At 72.2% G+C, this 22,399-nt stretch carries 19 protein-coding genes; 9 read left to right on the top strand and 10 right to left on the bottom strand.

Annotated elements, in window-relative coordinates:
- Positions 1 to 719: 719 nt before the first annotated feature.
- Both ABD335_RS04760 and ABD335_RS04755 read left to right on the top strand, forming a co-directional pair.
- Entirely contained in the window at positions 720 to 1,487 is a 768-nt protein-coding gene (locus ABD335_RS04760; protein WP_344320804.1) for a peptidoglycan recognition protein family protein, read from the top strand.
- A gap of 2 nt (positions 1,488 to 1,489) precedes the next feature.
- On the top strand, positions 1,490 to 2,143 hold the full coding sequence (locus ABD335_RS04755) for a M23 family metallopeptidase (RefSeq protein WP_344320803.1): 654 nt from the start codon (positions 1,490 to 1,492) through the stop codon (positions 2,141 to 2,143).
- A gap of 371 nt (positions 2,144 to 2,514) precedes the next feature.
- Here ABD335_RS04755 and ABD335_RS04750 read toward each other — a convergent pair whose 3' ends face one another.
- Both ABD335_RS04750 and ABD335_RS04745 read right to left on the bottom strand, forming a co-directional pair.
- Positions 2,515 to 2,853: an STAS domain-containing protein gene (locus tag ABD335_RS04750; protein WP_344320802.1), complete on the bottom strand. Its 339-nt coding sequence runs from the start codon at positions 2,851 to 2,853 to the stop codon at positions 2,515 to 2,517.
- Between the two features lie 216 nt (positions 2,854 to 3,069).
- Positions 3,070 to 3,363 carry a hypothetical protein gene (locus ABD335_RS04745; protein ID WP_344320801.1) on the bottom strand — a complete coding sequence of 98 codons (294 nt, stop codon included), beginning with the start codon at positions 3,361 to 3,363 and terminating at the stop codon, positions 3,070 to 3,072.
- Positions 3,364 to 3,924: 561 nt separating this feature from the next.
- On the opposite strand from ABD335_RS04745, the gene ABD335_RS04740 reads away from it, so the two are divergent.
- The 3 genes from ABD335_RS04740 to ABD335_RS04730 all read left to right on the top strand — a co-directional run bounded on the left by ABD335_RS04740 (position 3,925) and on the right by ABD335_RS04730 (position 9,355).
- Positions 3,925 to 7,749, top strand: coding sequence for a GH92 family glycosyl hydrolase (locus tag ABD335_RS04740; protein ID WP_344320800.1), 3,825 nt, complete (start codon positions 3,925 to 3,927; stop codon positions 7,747 to 7,749).
- 221 nt (positions 7,750 to 7,970) lie between these two features.
- Positions 7,971 to 8,345 carry a YybH family protein gene (locus tag ABD335_RS04735; protein ID WP_344320799.1) on the top strand — a complete coding sequence of 125 codons (375 nt, stop codon included), beginning with the start codon at positions 7,971 to 7,973 and terminating at the stop codon, positions 8,343 to 8,345.
- A gap of 155 nt (positions 8,346 to 8,500) precedes the next feature.
- Positions 8,501 to 9,355 (top strand): SCO6745 family protein, encoded by an 855-nt coding sequence (locus ABD335_RS04730; protein WP_344320798.1) that lies wholly within the window; start codon positions 8,501 to 8,503, stop codon positions 9,353 to 9,355.
- Between the two features lie 90 nt (positions 9,356 to 9,445).
- Here the strand turns inward: ABD335_RS04730 and ABD335_RS04725 are convergent, their stop codons facing one another.
- From ABD335_RS04725 to ABD335_RS04700, 6 genes are all read right to left on the bottom strand, one after another.
- Positions 9,446 to 9,979: a hypothetical protein gene (locus ABD335_RS04725; protein WP_344320797.1), complete on the bottom strand. Its 534-nt coding sequence runs from the start codon at positions 9,977 to 9,979 to the stop codon at positions 9,446 to 9,448.
- Positions 9,980 to 10,169: 190 nt separating this feature from the next.
- On the bottom strand, positions 10,170 to 10,646 hold the full coding sequence (locus ABD335_RS04720) for a spore-associated protein A (RefSeq protein WP_344320796.1): 477 nt from the start codon (positions 10,644 to 10,646) through the stop codon (positions 10,170 to 10,172).
- Positions 10,647 to 10,861: 215 nt separating this feature from the next.
- A complete protein-coding gene (locus ABD335_RS04715; protein WP_344320795.1) occupies positions 10,862 to 12,019 on the bottom strand; it encodes an acyl-CoA dehydrogenase family protein in 1,158 nt (385 codons plus the stop codon).
- Positions 12,020 to 12,116: 97 nt separating this feature from the next.
- Positions 12,117 to 13,652, bottom strand: a complete 1,536-nt coding sequence (locus ABD335_RS04710) for a 3-hydroxyacyl-CoA dehydrogenase (RefSeq protein ID WP_344320794.1) — start codon at positions 13,650 to 13,652, stop codon at positions 12,117 to 12,119.
- 61 nt (positions 13,653 to 13,713) lie between these two features.
- Positions 13,714 to 14,538, bottom strand: coding sequence for a CoA-transferase subunit beta (locus tag ABD335_RS04705; RefSeq protein WP_344320793.1), 825 nt, complete (start codon positions 14,536 to 14,538; stop codon positions 13,714 to 13,716).
- 47 nt (positions 14,539 to 14,585) lie between these two features.
- Positions 14,586 to 15,503 carry a CoA transferase subunit A gene (locus ABD335_RS04700; RefSeq protein WP_425583547.1) on the bottom strand — a complete coding sequence of 306 codons (918 nt, stop codon included), beginning with the start codon at positions 15,501 to 15,503 and terminating at the stop codon, positions 14,586 to 14,588.
- Positions 15,504 to 15,625: 122 nt separating this feature from the next.
- Here ABD335_RS04700 and ABD335_RS04695 point away from each other — a divergent pair, with 122 nt between their 5' ends.
- The 4 genes from ABD335_RS04695 (at position 15,626) to ABD335_RS04680 (ending at position 20,104) form a co-directional block, all read left to right on the top strand.
- The gene (locus ABD335_RS04695; RefSeq protein ID WP_344320791.1) at positions 15,626 to 16,570 is read left to right on the top strand and encodes a LysR family transcriptional regulator; all 945 of its coding nucleotides are present in this window, start codon (positions 15,626 to 15,628) and stop codon (positions 16,568 to 16,570) included.
- Positions 16,571 to 16,695: 125 nt separating this feature from the next.
- Positions 16,696 to 17,919, top strand: coding sequence for an acetyl-CoA C-acetyltransferase (locus tag ABD335_RS04690; RefSeq protein ID WP_344320790.1), 1,224 nt, complete (start codon positions 16,696 to 16,698; stop codon positions 17,917 to 17,919).
- 340 nt (positions 17,920 to 18,259) lie between these two features.
- Positions 18,260 to 19,630 carry an MFS transporter gene (locus tag ABD335_RS04685; protein WP_344320789.1) on the top strand — a complete coding sequence of 457 codons (1,371 nt, stop codon included), beginning with the start codon at positions 18,260 to 18,262 and terminating at the stop codon, positions 19,628 to 19,630.
- Positions 19,631 to 19,645: 15 nt separating this feature from the next.
- Positions 19,646 to 20,104: a MaoC family dehydratase gene (locus ABD335_RS04680; RefSeq protein ID WP_344320788.1), complete on the top strand. Its 459-nt coding sequence runs from the start codon at positions 19,646 to 19,648 to the stop codon at positions 20,102 to 20,104.
- A 184-nt stretch (positions 20,105 to 20,288) separates the two neighbouring features.
- Here ABD335_RS04680 and ABD335_RS04675 read toward each other — a convergent pair whose 3' ends face one another.
- Positions 20,289 to 21,080 carry a VOC family protein gene (locus ABD335_RS04675; protein ID WP_344320787.1) on the bottom strand — a complete coding sequence of 264 codons (792 nt, stop codon included), beginning with the start codon at positions 21,078 to 21,080 and terminating at the stop codon, positions 20,289 to 20,291.
- A gap of 194 nt (positions 21,081 to 21,274) precedes the next feature.
- Positions 21,275 to 22,258 carry a S1C family serine protease gene (locus ABD335_RS04670; RefSeq protein WP_344320785.1) on the bottom strand — a complete coding sequence of 328 codons (984 nt, stop codon included), beginning with the start codon at positions 22,256 to 22,258 and terminating at the stop codon, positions 21,275 to 21,277.
- Positions 22,259 to 22,399: the final 141 nt, after the last annotated feature.

Raw genomic sequence — 22,399 nt, 5'->3', positions numbered from 1 at the left:
CGCCCGCGCCCCGCTCCACGGCGGCCGAAAAACGCGATGGTCCGGTCATCCGCCCCTTACGTGGTTGACAAATGAACGATTATGCCGCTCGATCGTCGACGACGAGGGAAAACCGAAGGAGGGCACACGAGAATTCCGCCCTTCGGGTTCCGCCGGACATCCACCGACCTCGGAGTCCGCGTAAGGTGGAATGAGAACCCATCCGCGATTCGGCGGTGATGGTCATGGTGGACATTGCGGTTCCGACGCCGACGGAAGCCACCGACCGGACTCGCGGCACGCCGGGAAAAGCCGCGCGGAGCCCCGGCGCCTGACTCACCGGGATGACACGGTGGCCCCGGCAGAGCGCCGGAAGCAGACGAAGCAAGCGGAGACGGCCCGAACCGCCGATCCGTCGGCGCGGGTCCGGAATCCGGCCGACGCGGGCCGCGCAAACGACCCGGGCTCCGGCCGGACGGCGGTCGCGCGAGGCATGTGCGCGGCTTGGCCCGCGGCGGGCCCCCGAACGCGCGGGCGCGCCCCCACGGCGATCCGCGGCACCGCGATCATCGGCGGTCGCCCGACGAGGCCCCGGCCGCTCGCCGACTCTTCCGTTCCCGCACGCGTCGCGCCCCTCCCCCATGGACCCCGGACGGGGACCGTCGACGGCGCCGCCCGGCGGACTCGGCGCCGCGCATGACGTCCACCGACGAAAGACAACAGACGAGAGGAGGATGGCGATGGCCAGGTACCGCGGAGCCACGTGGCTTCCCATACCCGAGAACACCACCCAAACCCGCATCACCCCGACGCAGCTCATCCTGCACAGCGCCGCCGCGCCGTGGTCACCGCAACGCCTACGGGATTTCTGGAACGAGAACGGCGTCGTCACCGAGAGCCACTTCGGCGTCGGGTACGACGGGGCAGTCGGACAGTTCATGGACACCAATGTCCGTGCCGACGCCAACGCGTCCGCCAACAACCGCGCCATCTCGGTCGAGAGCGCGGCCGACACCAGGAACAGCGACCCCTGGACTCCCGACCAGATCGACACCCTGGTCGAAATCATGGTCTGGGCGCACCGGACCCACGGAATTCCGGCACGCATCTGCCGTTCCGACACCGATCCCGGATTCGGCATCCACCGCATGTTCAGGAAGTGGTCCGTCGACGGGACGGAATGCCCTGGAGACGCGCGCGCCAAGCAGTTCACCGACACGGTGTTCCCCAGGTTCCTGGAAGCCCTCGGAAACACACCCACGCCGGCCCGTCCCACCGTGAAACTGGAGAATCTGCGGTACGGGAAAACCAACGGAGACGTCGCCGATCTCCAAAGGGCCCTCATCGAGCACGGAGAGAAAATACCCGCCGGGGCGACCGGGCACTACGGGGACCAGACCAAGGCCGCCGTCGCCTCCTTCCAGAGGAAACAAGGCTGGACCGGCTCCGACGCGGACGGCATTCCGGGGGTCGAAACCTGCAAACGCCTTGATCTCAAGGTGGCGTAGTCATGGCAACCACAATCAACTACTCGCACGTCGCATTCGGCAGGAAGGATTCCTGCGTCCGGACCTTCCAGAAGGCCCTGATCGCCAAGGGACACAAGATCGCGGACGGGGCGACCGGGTACTACGGGGACCAGACCAAGGCCGCCGTCGCCTCGTTCCAGAGGAAACAGGGCTGGGCCGGCTCCGACGCGGACGGTCTGCCCGGACCTCGGACCTTCGCCGAGCTCGGCCTCGCCCACAGCCCGCAACACTCCGGAAACGGCGGAAGCGGCCGAGTGCCCTCCCCCGTTCCCGGATACCCCGTCAGCTTCCCCTACGGCGTCCGTCGCCCCTGGTACAAGGCCGGTTACCACACGGGAGAGGACTACGCGGCCCCCTCGGGCAAGAAGGTCGTGGCCGTCCGGGACGGGACCATCGAGTGGTCCAACGGCAACGGCGGCTCGTACGGCCAGTGGATCGGCCTGCGCGCCGGCAACGGCCGCACGTACGTCTACTGCCACCTGTCCAGTCGCTCGGTATCGGCCGGGAAGAGGGTCAAGGCCGGTCAGGAGATCGGCAAGGTGGGCTCCACGGGCAATGCCACCGGCCCGCACCTGCACTTCGAGGACCGGCCCCACGGCGGCGGCTACGGAGCGGTCCGCAAGCCCACCTGGTGACCACCCCACCCGCCCCGGTCCTCCGTGACGGCGGCGGGAGACATCGGGGCCGCCGGCGGACCGGCGGCCCCGATGGCGCCGGCACGGCCGGTGCGGCTGGTCGTGGAGGCGCTCTCCTACCGGCTACCGGCGCCGGCTGAAGACGGTGTGCCGTCCGACACCATCGCCCCTTCCCTCGCGCTCTCCCGACCACCTCGAACGTCTCCGCTTGGCACACTATTTATAGCTACCTTCCCGTGCCGCGGGAGGCGCGTCGAGTTCTCTTCCGGCTTCACTCCGGCGTCGTCGGCTGCCGCGCTCGCGGCGTCGGGTGGGTGCCGGGCCGCACGGGGTGCCGGTCGGCACACGGGCTTCCGAGTGGCCGGCTCCCGCTACTCCTCGATCACCGCGACCGCGTCCACGTCGGCGTGGCGCAGCGTCCGCTGCACGCTGCGCCTGGCTCCGCGAACGGTGAGCGCGACGCCCTCCGGCCGGGTGGCCGCGCGCAGCAGGGCGTAGGCGCACGCCAGGTCGAGATGGGCGAGGTCGCTCATCTCCAGCACCCACTCACGGGCATCGCGCAGTCGCGGATCCAGAAGCCGCTCCTCCAGCTCACGGAGCTTGTCGGCGTCCAGATCACCGGAGAAGGTGAGCACGGCGCGGTCGTCGCCGACGGTGGTGATGGCCACGACCGGCCTCGACGATGCGGCGGGGCGGGATTCGGCTTCCACAGCGTCCTCCTCGACATGTCGGCTCGCGGCGGTACGTGCGCGTTCCCTCTCTTCTCCCAGCGTCTCACCACCTCGGCCCGATCGGGGGCGGAGGCGTGGACGTCCGTCCCGCCACCGTCCGGCACCGGCCTCCGTCGCGGCCGCCGCCACCGCTGGTCCGGCCGTGCCGGGTCGGACGCGGACGGCGTGGAGGGCGGTGACGGACGGCACGGGGCTTCAGCGCGAACCGGGCCCGGTTTCGTCGAGGTCCTCGCCGTCCGGACGGCGCATCGCGTAGGGGTATTCCTCCGAGCGGCGGGTCAGCCGTGCCACCACCCAGGCGGTACGGGCGTCCATGTCCAGTCCGGACGTGGCCGCGATACGGCGGGCCCGCCAGGTCGTGCGCGGTGCGAGCACCCAGTGCGCCAGCGGGAACCGCACCCGCCTCCTCCCGGCCGAGGTCTCCTCGGTCGGAGGGCCCTGTGCGGCGGGGCCGAGCGGGTCCGGTGTGTTCGATGTCGTGTCCACCACGCGGCGAGTGTCACGACCGGTCCGCCCGGAACGGTGGCGTTCCGGGAGTGGTCACCGGATCGAGTGGTCCCGGCCCCGGGCACCCGTACGGGAAGCGCTCACCCATGTGCCGCGGCGTCGCGGGGCCTGCCGTGTCGCGATGTCCGGAACACCGCGCGCCGCGCGAGCGGAACACGGGAGAGGGACGGAGGAGAGGAGGTGGGACCCAATTCCCCCGTTCCCCCGTTCCCCACTCGCCCCCGCTCCACTTCGTCGATCAGGGCCGGCATCGCCCCGTTTCGGTCCCATGGAAACCGATTTCGTCGGTCCCTGGCGTCGGATCTGGCGTCGGTCCCGTCGGCACGGGCCGACGGGGCGTCGCCTTTGTCGGACACGACGCGGAGGCCGGCGATTCGCCGCACCGCGACCCGGTGGAGTCGATCCCGGCAGACGGGTCATACGGCGGCCCGCGGTGCGGGCCACTCCGGCAACACCCTTGACATCTCCGTGCGTTGACTCCCTACTGTTCTGTGCGAAATGCGATATGACAACGTTGTCCGCATTCAAGGGAGGCCCCTTCGCATGCCCCGTACGCAGCGCAGGCCCCGACGCGGTTTCCGGGACAGACAGGGGACCGCGGCCGTCGTGGCCGCGGCCCTCGCCCTGGTGGTCGCCGTCCCCGGCTCGGCCGTCGCCCTACCGGCCCAACCGGCCTCCCCCGACCGGGAGTTCGCCTCCTCCTTCGAGAACGACGAGCCACAGCCCGACTGGCGCAACACCGTCGAGACCGGCCCGGACGGCACCAAGCGCGCCTCCGGCGTCAACGGCGGCTACGCCGGCGGCATCCCGGGCAATGTGACCGACCGGGTCACCGACGTCCGGGCGAGCGCGGAGTACCCCGCCGCCGGCGAGGTCAAGGAGAACCTCGTCGACGGCGAGAAGACGACGAAATGGCTCGCTTTCGAGCCCACCGCCTGGCTCGAATTCGACTTCGACGAACCCGTCACGGTGGTGACCTACGCGCTCACCTCCGCCAACGACGCGGAAGAGCGGGACCCGAAGAACTGGACGCTGAAGGGTTCCGCGGACGGGAAGGACTGGAGAACGCTCGACAGCCGCGAGAACCAGGACTTCCCCGACCGTCTCCAGACCAGGACGTACGACCTCTCCGGCGGTGCGGCGTTCCGCCACTACCGGTTGGAGATCACCGCCAATTCCGGCGCGGGACTGACCCAGCTCGCCGAGGTCCAGTTCTCCGACGGGAACACCTCCGAGCCCGTCCCCGACGACATGCGCAGTCAGGTCGACCGCGGCCCGACGGGCTCCCCCACCGCCAAGGCGAACGCCGGCTTCACCGGCACCCGGGCCCTGCGCTACTCCGGCACCCACGAGAGCGAGGGACGCGCCTACTCGTACAACAAGGTCTTCGACGTCGACACGGCGGTCGGGCCGAACACCGTGCTGTCCTACCGGGTCTTCCCGTCGATGCCGGAGACGGACCTCGACTACCCGGCCACGCACGTCGCCGTGGACCTGGCGTTCACCGACGGCACGTACCTGAGCGACCTGAAGGCCGTCGACCAGCACGGCGCGCTCCTCACCCCGCAGGGCCAGGCCGCCTCCAAGACGCTGTACGTCAACCAGTGGAACCACAAGGAGTCCCGGATCGGCTCGGTGGCCGCGGGCAAGACCGTCGACCGGATCCTGGTCGCCTACGACGCGCCCAAGGGCCCGGCGACGTTCCGCGGCTGGATCGACGACGTGTCGATCGCCCCGAAGGCCCCGCCGAAACGGCTCGCCCACGTGTCGGACTACGCGGACACCACCCGCGGCACCAACTCCAGCGGCGCCTTCTCCCGGGGCAACACCTTCCCGGCCACGGCCGTCCCGCACGGCTTCAACTTCTGGACGCCGGTCACCAACGCCGCCTCCACGAGCTGGCTCTACGACTACGCGCGCGCCAACAACGACGACAACCTGCCCGAGATCCAGGCGTTCAGCGCCAGCCACGAGCCGAGCCCGTGGATGGGCGACCGGCAGACCTTCCAGGTCATGCCGTCCGCGGCCGAGGGCACGCCGGACACCTCGCGCGAGGGCCGGGCGCTGGCCTTCCGGCACGAGAACGAGACCGCCAGACCGCACTACTACGGCGTGACGTTCGAGAACGGCCTGAAGGCCGAGATGGCGCCGACCGACCACGCCGCCCTGCTGCGCTTCACCTACCCGGGCGACGACGCGAGCGTCGTCTTCGACAACGTCTCCGACACCGCGGCCGGACTCACCCTGGACCAGGAGAACGGGGTGGTGACCGGCTACTCGGACGTCAAGAGCGGCCTGTCGACGGGCGCCACCCGCCTGTTCGTCCACGGCGTCTTCGACGCCCCGGTGCTCTCCGGCGACTCCTCCGGGCCCCGCGGCCACCTGCGCTTCGACGCGGGCGAGGACCGGACGGTGGAGCTGCGTCTGGCCACCTCGCTGATCAGCGTGGAGCAGGCCCGGAAGAACCTGGAGCAGGAGATCCCGGCCGGGACCTCCTTCGGCGAGGTGATGAGGGACGCCCGCGCCCAGTGGGACTCGCTGCTGTCGCGGGTGACGGTCGAGGGCGCCGACCACGACCAGCTGACCACGCTCTACTCCAACCTGTACCGGCTGTACCTGTACCCGAACTCCGGTTTCGAGAAGGTGGACGGGACCCACAAGTACGCCAGCCCGTTCTCGCCGCAGACCGGTCCGGACACGCCGACGCACACCGGCGCGAAGATCGTCGAGGGCAAGGTCTACGTCAACAACGGCTTCTGGGACACCTACCGGACCACCTGGCCGGCGTACTCCTTCCTGACCCCGAAGAAGGCCGGCGAACTGGTCGACGGATTCGTCCAGCAGTACAAGGACGGCGGCTGGATCTCCCGCTGGTCCTCCCCCGGCTACGCCGACCTGATGACCGGCACCTCCTCGGACGTCGCGTTCGCCGACGCGTACGTCAAGGGCGTCGACTTCGACGCGGAGGCGGCCTACGAGGCGGCCCTGAAGAACGCCACCGTGGTGCCGCCGTCCTCGGGCGTCGGCCGCAAGGGCATGGAGACCTCGACGTTCCTCGGCTACGCCTCCACCGCCACCCACGAGGGTCTGTCCTGGTCGCTGGAGGGCTACCTCAACGACTACGGCATCTCCGAGATGGCGAAGGCGCTGTACAAGAGGACCGGCAAGAAGCGGTACGCCGAGGAGGCCGAGTACTTCCGCAACCGGGCCCTGAACTACACCAGGCTGTTCGACTCCGAGGCCGGCTTCTTCCAGGGCCGCGACCCGAAGGGCGCCTGGCGGGTGGACTCCGAGAAGTACGACCCGCGGGTGTGGGGCTACGACTACACGGAGACCAACGGCTGGGGCTACGCCTTCACCGCGCCGCAGGACTCCCGCGGCCTGGCCAACCTGTACGGCGGACGCAAGGGGCTGGCCGAGAAGCTGGACACCTACTTCGCCACCCCGGAGACCGCCTCCCCCGAGTTCGTCGGCTCCTACGGCGGCGTCATCCACGAGATGACCGAGGCCCGGGACGTGCGGATGGGCATGTACGGGCACAGCAACCAGGTCGCCCACCACGTGACGTACATGTACAACGCGGCCGGGCAGCCCTGGAAGACGCAGGAGAAGGTCCGCGAGGTGCTCTCCCGGCTGTACATCGGCAGCGAGATCGGGCAGGGCTACCACGGCGACGAGGACAACGGCGAGCAGTCTGCCTGGTACCTGTTCTCCGCGCTCGGCTTCTACCCGCTGGTCATGGGCAGCGGGGAGTACACGATCGGCTCGCCGCTGTTCACCAAGGCGACCGTGCGCATGGACAACGGCCGCACGCTGGTGGTCAAGGCCCCGAAGAACAGCGCGAAGAACATCTACGTGCAGGGGCTGAAGGTCAACGGCAAGCGCTGGTCGTCCACGGCGATCGACCACGCGGTGCTCGCCAGGGGCGGCGTGCTGGAGTTCGAGATGGGCCCCAGGCCCTCCGCGTGGGGCACCGGCGAGAACGCGGGCCCGGTCTCCATCACCCGGGGCGACGAGGTCCCGGCCCCCCGCGACGACGCCCTGACCGGCTCCGGTCCGCTGTTCGACGACTCCTCGGCGACCACCGCGGCCGTCGGGACGGTCGAGCTTCCCGTGGACGGGGAGGTGAAGGCGGTGCAGTACACGCTGACCTCCGCGGACCGCGCCACGGCGCCCTCCGGCTGGGTGTTGCAGGGCTCGTCGGACGGCACCGAGTGGACGGACCTGGACCGGCGCACCGGCCAGTCGTTCGCCTGGGACCGGCAGACCCGGGTGTTCACGGTGGACAGCCCCGGCGCCCACCGGAAGTACCGGCTGGTGCTGGACGGTTCCGGCGGCACGCTCGCGGAGGTCGAGTTGCTGTCGTAGCGGTGGCGGGGGTCTCGCGCGGCGCCCGTGCGAGACCCCCGTCGCGGTCGGTGGGCCTCTCCGGTCCGGCCCCGCACGGGACGCCGAGCGCGTCCTGTTCATAACCGTCGCTTCTGGTGCCCAGAACAATCATCTCTTGGACTTCTTCCTCGCGGTCGACCAGGCTGGACCGTGCGGAGCCCGAGACGAGTCCGACACGAGCCCGCGACGAGGAGGAATCCATGCCGAAGTACGAGGACTACGAGAAGGCCATGCGGCCCGAGGACATCACCCGCCTGTTCGTCGAGCGGTCCAACGCCGGGGACGCGGTCGGGGTGGCCGCGCTCTACGAGGAGAACGCGGTGATGGCCTATCCGCCCGGCGAGCAGACCGTGGGCCGGGAGGCGATCCGCGCGCTGTGGGAGAAGGTGCTCGCCCACCGTCCCCGCTTCGAGCCGGAACAGCCGCTGCCCACGCTGGTCAGCGGTGACATCGCCCTCACCTCCACCCCTCCGAAGGACGGGGCCGGTGCCCGCGCGCAGGTCGTCCGCCGCCAGCCCGACGGGAGTTGGCTGCGCCTGCTCGACCAGCCCGAGTTCGTCCCGCCGGCGCGCTGACCCCCCCGTCCCGGCCTGCCCGGGCGTGCGGTCCGCGCTCGCCTCGGTCCGGGTCCGTGCGGCGCGCGAGTCGGCCGAGGTTTCCCGGCCGCCCCGCCGCGGGCAGCACCAGGAGGTGCCTCCGGCCGGTCGGAGGCCCGACGAGGAGGTGGGGCGTGGGGGACGCCGAGCGGACGGCGCGCAGGCTGTGGACCCTGATCGAGCCGGTGCACGCGGTGACCTATTTCGCGCCGCGGGCCCGAGCCGCTTTCGAGGAGGCGGGGCTGCGCGGTTTCTGGCGAGGGTACTTCGCCGGACGCGCCGCGCCGCTGGGGGAGGTCGGCCCGGGGCCGGTCACGGCCGCGTTCTTCGGCTTCGCCCCGACCATGGTCGCGCGGGCGCTGCCCGGCGTCTGGGCGATGGCGACGCCCGAACGCGCTCTGGAGGCCCGGCGGACCGGCGCCCGCGCGGCCCTGGAGCCTCTGCTCTCCGGGTACGACCGCCTGGTGGAGGAGGCCGCCGCCCTCCTGGTGCCCGTGGTCGAGGAGCTGGACTGCGCCGGGCGTGTGCTGGCCGCCGCCAACCGGGCCCTCCCGGTTCCGGAAGGCGCCGTCGACCGTCTGTGGCACGCGGCGACCGTCCTGCGGGAGCACCGCGGCGACGGCCATGTCGCGGCCTTGGTCGCGGCGGGGCTGGACGGCTGCGAGGCCCTGGTGCTGCGGGCCGGCATCGACCTGCCGCGCGCCGAACTCCAGCCCCACCGGGGGTGGAGCGACGACCAGTGGCAGGCCGCCCGGGACCGGCTGACCGCCCGCGGGTGGCTGGGGCTCGACGGGACGGCGACGCCGGAGGGACGTCAGGCGCACCGCGCGGTGGAGGAGGCGACCGACCGGGCCGCCGCGCGTCCCTGGCAGGCCCTTGCCCCCGCCACGGCGGACCGGCTGTGCCGGCTGCTCGTCCCACCGGCCCGTGCGTGCGCCACGGCGCTGCGGTTCCCCAACCCGATGGGGCTCCCGGCCCCGGCGGAATGAACCACACCGCCGTCCGCCCGACCGTGGGGACGTCCCGCGTGTACGCGCGTCCGGACCGCGCCGACGGCCGGCTCGGCGTCGGGAGGCCTCTCATGCCACGCGGTCGATCCTGATCGTCGCGCTGGTCCCGTCGCTGTGCAGGGTCTCGACGCGGAGCCCGTCGTTGATCTCGATCGTGCCGTACGCCGTCGTCGTCATCCCCGAGGACAGCATGAGGGTGGGTCCGTCGGTGTTCACGTCCACCACCAAGAGGCTGTCGATCGGGGGCTCGACCCTGACCCGGCCGCCGAAGCGGATGGTGTCGCCCGCCTGGACCTCGACCGTGCACTCGCCGTCGTGACAGGTGCTCAGGTCTTCCGTCGCCGTGTACGTCGGCGAGGGCGAGGAGGTCGTGGGGGTCGGCGTCGGCGACGGCGTCGGCGACGCCGAACGGCTCGGCGCGGCGGACGCGGCCGGCGACGTGCGCGGCTTCTTCGCACCGTCGTCCACGCCGCCGGCGCCGTCCGAGGACCCGCACCCTGCCGACAGGACCATGAGGCACACCGCGACGGCGGTTCCCGGGCCGTGCCGCCGGGCGGGGACGGGACCTCGGGGCGTCGTCGTGGCCGCAGCGTGCAGGTGCATGGTGTCTCCTCGCGGTGGTCGGACCCTGTACCGGCACCCAAGCGGCCGTGGGATTGTTCGGCAATCACCGCGCGGGGTGTGAACAATCCCTCCGAGCGGTTCCTCGAAGGGCGTGTCGGGGAGGCGAGTTCGGGCGCACGCCGGAGGGGCCCCGCCGTCCGGCGGAGCCCCCGTCGCGCTCGCTCAGGCGTCAGCGCTCGCCGGCGAACCAGTCCTTGTCGTTGCCCTTGGCCGCGAACGTCCCGCAGTTGGAGCCGTAGTTCCAGGACTGCCAGGTGTCGATGACACCGCCCCACTCCACGCACACGCCGCGCGCGTACGTGTACACGGGACCCGCGTACGAGCGGTACTCGCCCTCGTCGTACGCGGCGTGGTCGCTCTCGACGTTGCGCAGGTAGGCCACCATGTACGTCGGCGAGCCGGAGGTGTTGCGGATGGTGACCACACAGTTCTTGCCGGTCGACGAGTTGTACGTGAGGTACACGGTCCCCACGTCGGCGACGGGCATGGAGTTCACCACCTTGTAGCCGGAGCCACAGACTCCGTTGTACGCGGCCGTCGCACCGGTGGTCGCGGCGGTGGCGGCGGGAGCCGTCGCCAGCAGCCCTGCCCCGACGGTCGCGACGGCGATCAGTGCCGCCCCCGCGGCACGTGTCGAACGCTTCATGGCACCTCGATCCGTAAGGTCGGTCGGCCTCCCCATGGTGTTGCTGAAGCCACTCATCGAGACCTTTGGGCGGGGTGGATGGTTGTACGTCCGATGTGATCGTTCGCACCTTTTGCGGAGTGATGCCTTCCGCCCTGGTGCGGCGAACCCGCCCCGCGCGAGCGCGACGTGGAACGCGCTCCGGGCCACGGGGCGGGGCGGAGGGCGGGCCTCCGTCACGCCATCGCGTCGACGCCCGTCAGGTCGCGCCCGATGATCAGCTTCTGGACCTGGCTGGTGCCCTCGTACAGGGTGAGCACGCGGGCGTCGCGCAGGTACTTGCCGACCGGGTACTCGTCGATGTAGCCGTAGCCGCCGAAGACCTGGAGGCAGTTGTTGCTCACGCGCACGGCCGTCTCACTGGCGTGGTACTTGGCCACCGAGGCGTCGGTCGCGTACTCCTTGGGGCCGGCGCCCGCGTCGATCATGCGGGCCACCTGGTGGGTGAGCAGCCGGGACGCCATGACGTCCACGGCGGAGTCCGCGAGCAGCTCCTGTACGAGCTGGAACGAGGCGACCGGCTTGCCGAACTGGGTGCGCTCGGTGGAGTAGCGGACGGCGGCGTCCAGCGCGCCCTGGCCGACGCCGACGGCACCGGCCGCCACGGAGACGCGGCCGCGCGAGAGCGCGCCGAGGGCGATGCCCAGACCCTTGCCCTCGACGCCCAGGCGGGCGGAGTCGGGGACCCTGACGCCCTCGTAGGTGATCTCCGCGGTGGCCTGGCCGCGCAGACCGAGCTTGCCGTGGACCTCGCGGGCGGTGAACCCGGGGGTGTCGGTCGGCACGAGGAAGGCGGTGATGCCCTTCTCGGTGCGGGCGAAGGTCAGGGCGACGGCGGCGACCGTGCCGTTGGTGATGAACATCTTGCCGCCGTCGATCACCCAGTCGTCGCCGTCGCGGACGGCGCGCGTGGCCAGGGAGCCCGCGTCGGAGCCGGTGCCGGGCTCGGTGAGGGCGAAGCAGCCGAGCGCCTCGCCGCCGGTGAGCCGCGGCAGCCACTCCCCCTTCTGCTCCTCGGTGCCGTGCGCGGCGATGGTCTTGGCGACCAATCCGAGGGAGACGGAGACGATGCCGCGCACGGCGGAGTCGCCGCGGCCCAGCTCCTCGGTGACGAGGACGTAGGAGAGCATGTCGGCGTCCACGCCGCCGTACTCCTCGGGGACCGTCAGGCCGAGGAAGCCCAGCTCGCCCAGGCGCTTGACGATGCCCGGGTCGACCTGCTCCCGCCGGTCCCACTCGCGGGCGTACGGCACGATCTCCGCGTCGACGAATTCGGCGGCCATGGCCCGGATGTCGCGCTGGGTCTCGGTGAGCCCGAAGTCGCGTGAGAACACTGGTCTGCTCCTTGGGTGGTGACGCCGGGGCGGCGTGGTGGTGCGGTGCGGGTCGCCGGCCGTCCGTACGAGCACGGCGTGCGGGGGTGACGGCGGGTCAGCCGGCCCGGTGCGGGGGCGGGGTGCCCGGGTCGGTGAGCGCCAGGCCGAGCGCGGCGCGCTCGGCGACCCAGCGGGTGGGCCGGTAGCGCGGGTCGCCGGTGGTCTCGTACAGCGCCCGGTGCAGTTCCAGCATCCGGGCGGCGCCGACGGTGTCGCCCCAGGCCAGCGGTCCGTGCGGATAGCCGAGGCCGGTGGTGACGGCGAGGTCGATGTCGGCGGGCGCGGCGATCGCGCGCTCGGCGATGGAGGCCGAGACCTGGACGATCGAGGCGAGGATGCGCTGGGCGACGGAGCCGGCGGTGTCGCGGACGACGGTGACGGCCCGGGCCCGGTCGTCGCCCTCGGGCCGGGCGAGCACGGCACGGGCGTCCTCGACGGCGGCCGGGTCGGCGGCCGGGGTCATGGACAGCACCCGGCGGCGGGCCGGCAGGGACAGCGGGTCGACGCCGAAGGTCCGGGCGGCGGGCAGGCCGTGCTCGGCGACGGCGGAGGCGACGGTGGTGCCCCAGACGGGCAGCAGCACCAGGGCGTCGGCGGCGGGGCGCGGCCCCGGGTCGAGGACGGCGCCGGCGGCGTCGAGCGCGCGGCGCAGTTCCTCGGCCCGCTCGCCGTCGCCGGGCACGTGGACGGGGCGGCCGGCGTCGCCGGTCACGGGCGTCTCGGCGGGGGCACCGGGCGCGTCGGTTCCGTGGTCGTAGAAGCCGCGTCCGGTCTTGCGGCCGAGCAGCCCGGCGGCGACCCGGTTGGGGGTGAGGTAGGAGGGTCGGAGCCGGTCGGAGTGGCGGAAGCCCTGCCAGACGGTGTCGATGACCGAGGCGGTGACGTCGAGGCCGGTCAGGTCGGTGAGTTCGAAGGGGCCCATGCGCAGGCCGAGGACGTCGCGGGCGATCCGGTCGATGCCGGCGACGTCGCAGACGTCCTCCTCCAGCAGCGCCAGCGCCTCGGTGATCAGGCCGCGCCCGGCGTGGTTGACGAGGAAGCCGGGGGTGTCGGCGACGACGACCGCGCGGTGTCCGGTCCTCTCCACGAAGTCGACGAGGAACGGCGGGATGTCGGGCCGGGTCGCGGCTCCGGGGACCACCTCGGCGATGCGCATCAGCGGCACGGGGTTGAAGAAGTGCAGGCCGGCCAGGCGCGTGGGGTCGGCCAGGCGGGCGCCGATCCGGGTCACCGACAGCGAGGAGGTGTTGGTGGCGAAGACGGCCGAGGCGGGCAGCACCTTCTCCAGGCTCGTGAACAGCTCCGCCTTGACGGCGAGGTCCTCCAGGACCGCCTCGATCACCAACGCGACGTCGTCGCCCGGTTCCAGGGGCGACTCCAGGGGCACCAGCCGCTCCACGGCGTCGGCCGCCTCCTCGGCGCCGATGCGGCCCTTCTCCACGGCGCGGCCGAGCATTCCGGCGATGAAGCCGACGGCCTCGTCCACGGACTCCTGCCGGGCGTCGGCCAGTTCGACGGTGTGGCCGGCGGTCGCGGCCCACTGGGCGATGCCGCGGCCCATCGTGCCGGCTCCCACGATCCTGATGCGCATTCGGTTCCTCGTCCCTGGTTGTCGATGCGTACGGTCGCCCGCGGACGGTCGCGGCGCGTGCTCAGCGCAGGTAGACGCGACCGGGGTCGACGTCTTCGCGCAGGAGCCGGAGTTCGGCCTCGGAGGGCGGTTCGATGACGGCCACCTCCGCGGCGGTCCGCAGGTCCCAGCCGGTGGCGGCGCGCACCTGTTCGACCGTGACGCCGGGGTGGACGGCGACGAGCGCCAGCTCCTCGCCGGGGCCGGAGCGGGCGAGGATGCCCAGGTCGGTGATGACGCGGGTGACGCCGGCGCCGCGCGGCGCGATGCCCTCGGCGAGGGCCCGGTCGGGTCCGGGAGAGGTGCAGAAGTCCAGTTCGGCGACGAAGGAGCGCGGGTCGTGGCGGCGCATCACCACGAACACCTCGCGGGAGTTGGCCATGACCTCCACGGCGCCGCCGGAGCCGGGGAGCCGGACCCGTGGGGACCGCCAGTCGCCGATGACGGAGGAGTTGAGGTTGCCGTACCGGTCGATCTGGGCGGCGCCCAGGAAGCCGACGTCGATGTGGCCGCCCTGGAGGACGTAGCCGAAGAGGGCGGGCATGGAGAGGACGGCCTCGGCGCCGGTGATGAGGACGGCGTCGGCGATGGTCTCGGGGAGGTGGGAGGGGTGCGCGCCGCACACCCCGGACTCGTAGACGATCTCCAGTCCGGGGGCCACGGTCAGGTGTGCCAGGGAGGCGGCGAGCGTGGGCAGCCCGATCCCCGCGAAGACGGTGCGGCGCCCGGCGAGTTCGCGGGAGGCGACGACGGACAGCAGTTCGGAGGAGGTGGGGGCGGCGTCGGGCGCGCCGGCCGTGCCGGCCGCGCTCGGGATCGCGCCGCCGGTCGGGGCGTCGGTGGGCATGTCCTTCTCTCCGTCGGTCCGTGGGGCGGGGGTGGTGGGGGTCTCGTTCACAGCCGCCGCCCGTAGTTCACCGGCAGGCTCGGGGCGTCGCCGACGGCGAGGCCGGACCAGAGTTCCTCGCCCTGCTTGGCGACGTACTCGGCGTGGTCCGCGGTGCCGTACACCCACTCGGCCATCCACTCCCCGAGCCGGGCGGGGTCCTTGCTGATGTGCGACCAGGCCCGGTAGAAGGCGTTGTCGCGGTCGTAGTAGCCCTGCGCGAAGGAGGGGTGGGCGCCGCGGGGGCAGACGACGACGGCGTCGACGGCGTGGGCGGGGATGATCGTGCGGTTGGGGTCGGAGCGCACGACCTCGTCCTCGACGATCTCCTCGACCACGACGACGGCCTTGTCGGCGGCGTAGACGGCCTCGGCCTGGACGCCGGTGAGGCCCCACACCTGGGTGTTGCCGGAGCGGTCGGCGCGCTGGGCGTGAATGATCGTCACGTCCGGGTTGATCGGCGGGACGACGTGGATCTCCTCGGTGCCGCCGTCGGGGCCGGGGTAGGGCGAGACGACCTTGCGGATGCCGGGGGTGACCGAGGGCAGGTCGCTGCCGGCGTACGAGCGCAGCGGGTAGAAGGGGAGCCGCTGGGCGCCCGCGAGGTAGCGGCAGATCATGCCGTAGTGGGAGTACTCCTCGAACTCCAGCGGCTCGGGGTCGGCGTGCTCGACGCGGCGGCGCAGTTCGCCCAGGGAGCCGGCGGAGGAGTTGCCCACGAAGGAGGAGACCAACTTGGTGATGCAGCCTCCCGCGAGCATCTGGTCCACCACGATGTCCGCCGTCATCCGGACCACGGTGAGGTTCCTGCGGCCCTGTCGGATGATCTCGTGGCCGGCGGCCGTGGGGATGAGGTGTGTGAAGCCCTCGAGGGACACCGTGTCGCCGTCGCGCACGTAGGTGGCGATGGCGTCCTTCATCGTCATGGTCTTGTCCACGGCGCATACGCTGCCGGAGACATTGATTACAGTCCAATACTGAATTAGGTTCGCATTGAGACGCCTGACGAAATAGAGGGCGTCGATCGCACGAGAACTCGGGGACGGCCGTGGAACTGCGCCATCTGACCTCCTTCATCGCGGTGGCCGAGGAGCTCCACTTCGGCCGCGCCGCCAAGCGGCTGCAGATGGCGCAGCCGCCGCTCAGCCAGCAGATCCGCCAGCTGGAGAAGGAGCTGGGCGTCCAGCTCTTCGAGCGCAACACCCGCTCGGTGCGGCTCACCAGCGCCGGCGAGTCCTTCCTCAAGCCGGCGCGCCGGGTGCTGGACGACCTGGACATCGCCGTACGGGCCGCCAGGGCCGCCGGCCAGGGCGAGTACGGCCGCGTCACCGTCGGCTTCGCCGGCGCCTCCTCGCACGACACCCTGCCGCTGCTGACCCGCGCGGTACGCGCCGCCCACCCCGGCCTGGAGCTGGTGATGCAGGGGCAGACCTACGCCAACGTGGCCCTCGCGAAGGTCGCGGACGGCTCCCTGGACCTCGGTTTCGTCCGGCTCCCGGCCGGCCTGCCGGGGGTCGAGACCCGCGTGATCGACGAGGAGGAGCTGCTGTGCGCGCTGCCGCAGGACCACCCCCTCGCCGAACGCGAGCGGATCGCCCTCGCGGACCTGGAGGGCGAGCCCTTCGTCACCTTCCCCGCCAACGCCGGCTCCTCGCTCCGCGAGGCTTCCTTCCGCGCCTGCGAGGAGGCCGGCTTCCGGCCCCGGGTGGTGCAGGAGGCCCCGGACTCGTACACGATCCTGGCGCTGGTCGCGGCCGGCGTCGGGGTGACCCTCACCCTCTCCTCCTGTCTCCACATCCAGCAGACCGGCCTCGTCCACCGCCCCTTGGAAGGCCCGCCGATCCGTCTCCAGGCCGCCCTGGCCTGGCGCCGCGACAACCCGTCGGCCGCCCTCCGCAGCGTCCTGAAGGTGGCGGCGGAGGCCCTGCCGACACCGCCGGGGTACGAGGCGGGAAGCGGGACGGTCGCGGAGGCGGCGAAGGCCGTGGGGTGACCGGGCCCGGCCCCGATTGAGTGCCCCCGCGTCTCAATCCGTCGCCGATCACATATTGGACCGGGTGAGCGACCGGTGGAAAGGTCGGTCGCGTCCGTGTACCCACACCCCGGAAAGGCCCCGACATGCCCGGTCAGTCCGATGTCGTCATCTGCGAACCGCTGCGCACCCCCATCGGCCGGTTCGGCGGAGCGCTGTCGTCGCTGCGTCCCGCCGGCCTCGCCGCCCACGTGATCGCGGAGCTCGTACGCCGGACCGGCATCGACCCCGAGGCCGTGGACGAGGTGATCCTCGGCCACGTCTACCCCACCTCGGACGCCCCGGCGATCGGCCGGGTGGCGGCGTTGGACGCCGGGCTGCCGATCTCCGTCACCGGTGTCCAGCTCGACCGGCGCTGCGGCTCGGGCCTGCAGGCCGTCCTGGACGCCGCGATGCAGGTCCGCGCCGGCTTCAGCGAGGTCGTGATCGCGGGCGGCGTCGAGGTGATGAGCGCGGCCCCCTTCTACACGCACGACGCCCGCTGGGGCATCAAGGGCCCGGGGCTGGAACTGCACGACTCCCTCGCCCGCGGTCGCGTCACCGCCGGCGGCGTCAACCACCCGGTGCCCGGCGGCATGATCGAGACGGCCGAGAACCTCCGGCGCGAGTACAAGATCAGCCGCGAGGACCAGGACGCCCTGGCGCTCCGCTCCCAGCGGCGGGCGGCCAAGGCCATCGAGGCCGGGCTGTTCGACGAGGAGATCGTGCCGGTGCCGGTGCGCACCCGCAAGGGCGAGATCACCGTCTCCGCCGACGAGCACCCGCGTCCGGACACCACGGCCGAGAAGCTCGCCGCGCTGAAGCCCATGATGATCAAGTCCGATCCGGAGGCGACGGTCACGGCCGGCAACGCCAGCGGCCAGAACGACGCCGCCGCGGCCTGCATCGTCACCAGCGCCGGAACCGCCGAACGCCTGGGACTGACCCCGCTGGTCCGCCTCGTCTCCTTCGCCAAGGCCGGCGTCCCCGCTCGGACCATGGGCATCGGCCCGGTGCCGGCCACCCGCGCCGCCCTGGAGAAGGCCGGGCTGACCCTGGCCGACCTGGACCTCATCGAACTCAACGAGGCCTTCGCCTCGCAGGTCCTCGCCTGCACCCGCGAACTGGGCCTCACCGACGCCGACCACGAGCGCATCAACGTCAACGGTTCCGGCATCTCCCTCGGCCACCCCGTCGGCGCCACCGGTGGCCGCATCCTGGCCACCCTCGCCCGCGAGATGCGCCGCCGCGAGGCCCGGTACGGCCTGGAGACCATGTGCATCGGCGGCGGCCAGGGGCTGGCCGCCGTCTTCGAGCGCGTCACGGGCTGACGCCCTCCGCTCCGGCACGCCGGCGGCCGGTCGCGGGGCGGTGCGCCCGCGACCGGCCGCAGCCGCGCGTCCGTCTCCGCCCGAGGCTCGCCGTGTGACCGCTCGCCGCCTCCCGTGGGACCCGCTCCCCCGGAACAGCACATTCCGCACCTATGGCGCCCGGCCCGCCTCCCCGCCCAACTGATACGCGGTCGCTCTCACTGCGGCAGTGATTCAGTATTGGACCCTTATCGGTCCCTGATGGCACCGTTACGCCCATCCATCACAGCGGGAACCGCCGCGCCGGGACGCGCCCCTCCTCCCGCACCCCCGATCCACAGCCGCCCACGGGAGCCGCCGCATGAGTGCGTCCACCGCACACGAGCAGAAGAGAACCGCCAAGCGTGCGGGTCTGGGAGCCTTCATCGGCTCCACCATCGAGTGGTTCGACTTCTACATCTACGGGACCGCCTCCGCCCTGGTCTTCGACGAGGTGTTCTTCCCCGAGCTCGAGGGTCCCGTGGGCACCCTCGTCGCCTTCGCGACCTTCTGGGTCGGCTTCCTCGCCCGCCCGCTCGGCGGCATCGTCTTCGGCCACTTCGGCGACCGCCTCGGCCGCAAGAAGACCCTGGTGATCACCCTGCTGATGATGGGCATCTCCACCACCCTCATCGGCCTGCTGCCCGGCTACGCCACCATCGGCGTGGCCGCGCCGATCATCCTGGTCGCCATCCGCATGGTCCAGGGCATCGGCCTCGGCGGCGAATGGGGCGGCTCCGTCCTCATCGCCTCCGAGCACGCGCCGAAGGGCAAGTCGATCCTCTACGGCGCCTTCGCCCAGCAGGGCTCGCCGGTCGGCAACACGCTCAGCACGGTGAGCTTCCTGGTCATCAGCCGGCTGCCCGACGACGACTTCGTCTCCTGGGGCTGGCGCATCCCCTTCCTGGCCTCCGCGGTCCTCGTCTTCGTCGGCCTCTTCGTGCGGATGAAGGTCACCGAGTCGCCGGCCATGGCCAAGGCGATCGAGACCAGGAAGGTCTCCAAGCTGCCGCTCACCGAGGTGCTGCGCACCCAGCCGATGCTCATCGTGCTCGGCATCGGCGCCTGCACCATCGGCCTGTCGGCCACGTACTTCAAGTCCACCTTCGCCCTCTCCTGGGCGACCACCAGCCTGGACTTCGACCGCAGCTCCTTCCTGACGATCATCCTGGTCGCCAACGTCCTCCAGGTCTGCGTCCAGCCCTTCGGCGCCGTCCTCGCCACGCGCATGAAGTCCATGACCCGGGCCGTCTGCGTGATGCTGCTCCCCGAAGTGGTCCTCATGCCGCTGATGTTCATCCTCATCAGCACCGAGAACTACGCCCTGGCCATGATCGGCGTCGCCGTCGCCACCGTCCCGCACTGCCTGTACTACGCGGCCCTGGCCGGCATGCTCGCCAGTCGCTTCCCCGCGAACGTCCGCTACACCGGCATCTCGCTCTGCTACCAGCTGTGCGGCACGATCCTCGGCGGCACCACCCCGATCGTCGGCCAGTCGCTGCTGAACTGGACGGGCTCCATCACGGCCGTCATCTGCTACGCCGTCTTCCAGGTCGTGCTGACCCTCGGCTGCATGATCCTCATCCTGCGTCGCCCCGACCACGACGAGACCGCGGGCGAGGGGGACGAGGCGACCGCCCCGGCCGACCGTCCGACCGCCAACGCCGCCACCACCGTCACCACGGCCGGCTGAGGAAGGAGCACCCCCATGACCGTCACCGTCCACGGCATCTCCGACATCGCGGAACTGGCCGGCCGCGACCTCGGCCGCTCCCGCTACCGGGAGGTCACCCAGGACCTGATCGACAGGTTCGCCGCCGTCTCCGGCGACCACCAGTGGATCCACACCGACACCGAGCGCGCCGCCCGGGGGCCGTACGGCAGGACCATCGCCCACGGCTACATGGTCCTCGGCTGGGGCATCCCGATGTTCGCGGAGCTGCTCCAGGTGACGGGCGTGGGCATGGCACTGAACTACGGCGTCAACAAGGTCCGCTTTCCGGCGCCCGTGCCGGTCGGCAGCCGCGTGCGGCTGCACGCCGTCGTCGCCTCCGTGGAGCCGGTGAAGCGGGGCGGGGTCGCCATGACCCGGAGCTTCACGTTCGAACTGGAGGGCTCGGAGAAGCCCGCCTGCGTCGCCGAGTCGCTGACGCACTTCTACCCGTGACGGAGGCCCGCCTCGGTCGCCGCGGCGGGCCTCCGTCACGGCCGGACCGCCGCGCGCCCGCGGTGCCGGACCCATGTGGGGGGCGGCGGAGCCGATCGGCTCCGCCGCCCCCCACGGCGTTCTCGGGACGGTGTTCTCCGGATTCTCCGGGCGGCGTTCCCGGGACGGCGCCGCGGCCCGGCGGTCACATCTCGGCCGGGGTGAGCACCACGAAGTCCGCCCCGGACGGGTCGAGACAGAGCGCGAGCCGTCCGACGCCCTCCTCGTCCTCCGGCCCCATCTGCACGGTGCCGCCGTTCTCGGCGACCCCGGCGACCGTGGCGTCGCAGTCCTCGACGGCGAACACCGGGTGCCAGTACGGCCGGCCGCCGGTCGGCGCGAGTTGGTCCGCCGGCATCTCCATCAGGCCGCCGTGCATGCGCTCCCGGCCCATGCCGGACGGGGCGATGAGCGAGTACGTTTCCCCGCCGGGCAGCGCCATGTCCTGGGTCGTCCAGCCGAAGAGCTCGCCGTAGAACTCCTTCGCGGCGGCCGCGTCGGTGGTGTACAGCTCGATCCAGCACAGGCTGCCCGGCTCGTCCACGACCTCCAGGCCCCGGGTCTTCCCCGGCTGCCAGACGGCGAACTGAGCGCCCTGCGGGTCGGTGAACTGGGCCATCCGCCCTTCTCCGTCGGCGTCGAGCGGCACGACCCGTACGGTGCCGCCCAGCCTCTTCACGGCTTGGGTGGTGGCGTCGGCGTCCCGGGTGTCGAAGTAGATCATCCAGGCCGAACGGGCGCCCTCCTCGGTCAGCGCCCCGATCGCCCCGACGGTCCTGCCGTCCTTCCGCAGCACGCCGTATCCGCCCGTGCCCTCCTCGTAGGGCCGGAACTCCCAGCCGAACACGGAACCGTAGAACCGGGCGGCGGCCTCGACGTCCGGCGCGCCCAGGTCGAGCCAGCACGGCGAGCCGGGAACGAAGTCTGTGGTGATCATGACGATGTCCCTTCGCGGACTCCTCTACGCATCAGCCTGACACCCGCCACTGACACTCGCCCGTCGGCCGTTTCCGAGAGGCGGGCGGACGTCGGGGGCGAGGGACCCGGGCGGGGACGAGGGCGTGGCGCGGTCGCCTTCGAGCGGTGTCCCGGCGCTCGGCCGTGCGCCCGGTCCCGCGCTCGGCCGAGCGCTCAGTCGTCCGTGACCAGTTCGACCGGCGTGGCGATGACGTCGACGAGAGCGTCGGCGCGCAGCGCCGTGAGCGGGAGCGGCCGCCCGATGGTCTCCGCCAGCATGAGCCGTTGCAGTTCCCGGGCGCTCGTCACCGGTTCGCCGCCGACGGTGAGCAGCAGGTCGCCGGGGCGCAGGCCGGCGCGGTCGGCGGGGGCACCCGGCACCACCTCGACGACGCGCAGTCCGCTGCGCCGGCCGGTCCTCGCGCGGAGCCCGGCGGGCAGCGGCGCGGGGGTGGTGGCGAGCCCGAGGTAGGCCCGGCGCACCCGTCCGTCGGTGAGCAGCGTCGCGATGATCTGCCGGCTGGTTTCGTTGATCGGGACGGCGAGGCCGAGCCCGATTCCGGCGACCGCGGTGTTGATGCCGACGACCTCGCCGCCGGCGGTGGCGAGCGCTCCGCCCGAGTTGCCGCGGTTGAGCGCGGCGTCGGTCTGTATGACGTCGTCGATCACGCGGCCGGCGACACCGGCCCAGGTCGGCAGCGACCGGCCCAGGGCGCTGACCACGCCCGCGGTGACGGTGCCGGCCAGTCCGAGCGGGTTGCCGACCGCGACCACGAGCTGGCCGACGCGCAGCCGGGCGGCGTCGCCGAGGCGCACCGGGGGCGGGGTGGGCCCGTCGGCGCGGACCACCGCGAGGTCGGACAGCGGGTCGGCGCCGATGACGTGGAACGGGGTGGAGCCGCCCTCGCCGAACTCCACCGTGCCGGCGTCGGCATGTCCGACGACATGCGCGTTGGTGAGCAGGAAGCCGTCGTCGGTGAACACCACGCCGGAGCCGGCGGCGGCCACGAACCGCCCGCCGGGATGTCGGTGCGCGACGTTCAGCGCCGCGACCTTCGGGGTGAGCTCGGCGGCGACCGAGGTGACGATCCTGGAGTACGAGTCGAGTGCGGCCCGCTCCTGCGGGGAGCGGTCGGGCTCGGAGAGTTGCTCTGACACGGGTCGGCCCTTCCACGGACACGCTTACGCACGTAACAACGGCGGACCCGTTCTCCTTCCACGGTCCTCGACGCACGGGCGCCGCACCGGCCGCCGACGGCGACCCCGTGCCCGTCCGGCGCCCCGCGCGGTGTCGGGCCC

The sequence above is a fragment of the Streptomyces macrosporus genome, assembly GCF_039533145.1.
Lineage (GTDB): Bacteria > Actinomycetota > Actinomycetes > Streptomycetales > Streptomycetaceae > Streptomyces > Streptomyces macrosporus.
The sequence above is the reverse complement of the archived record's forward strand: the minus strand, read 5'-3'. Positions and strand labels throughout refer to the sequence as shown.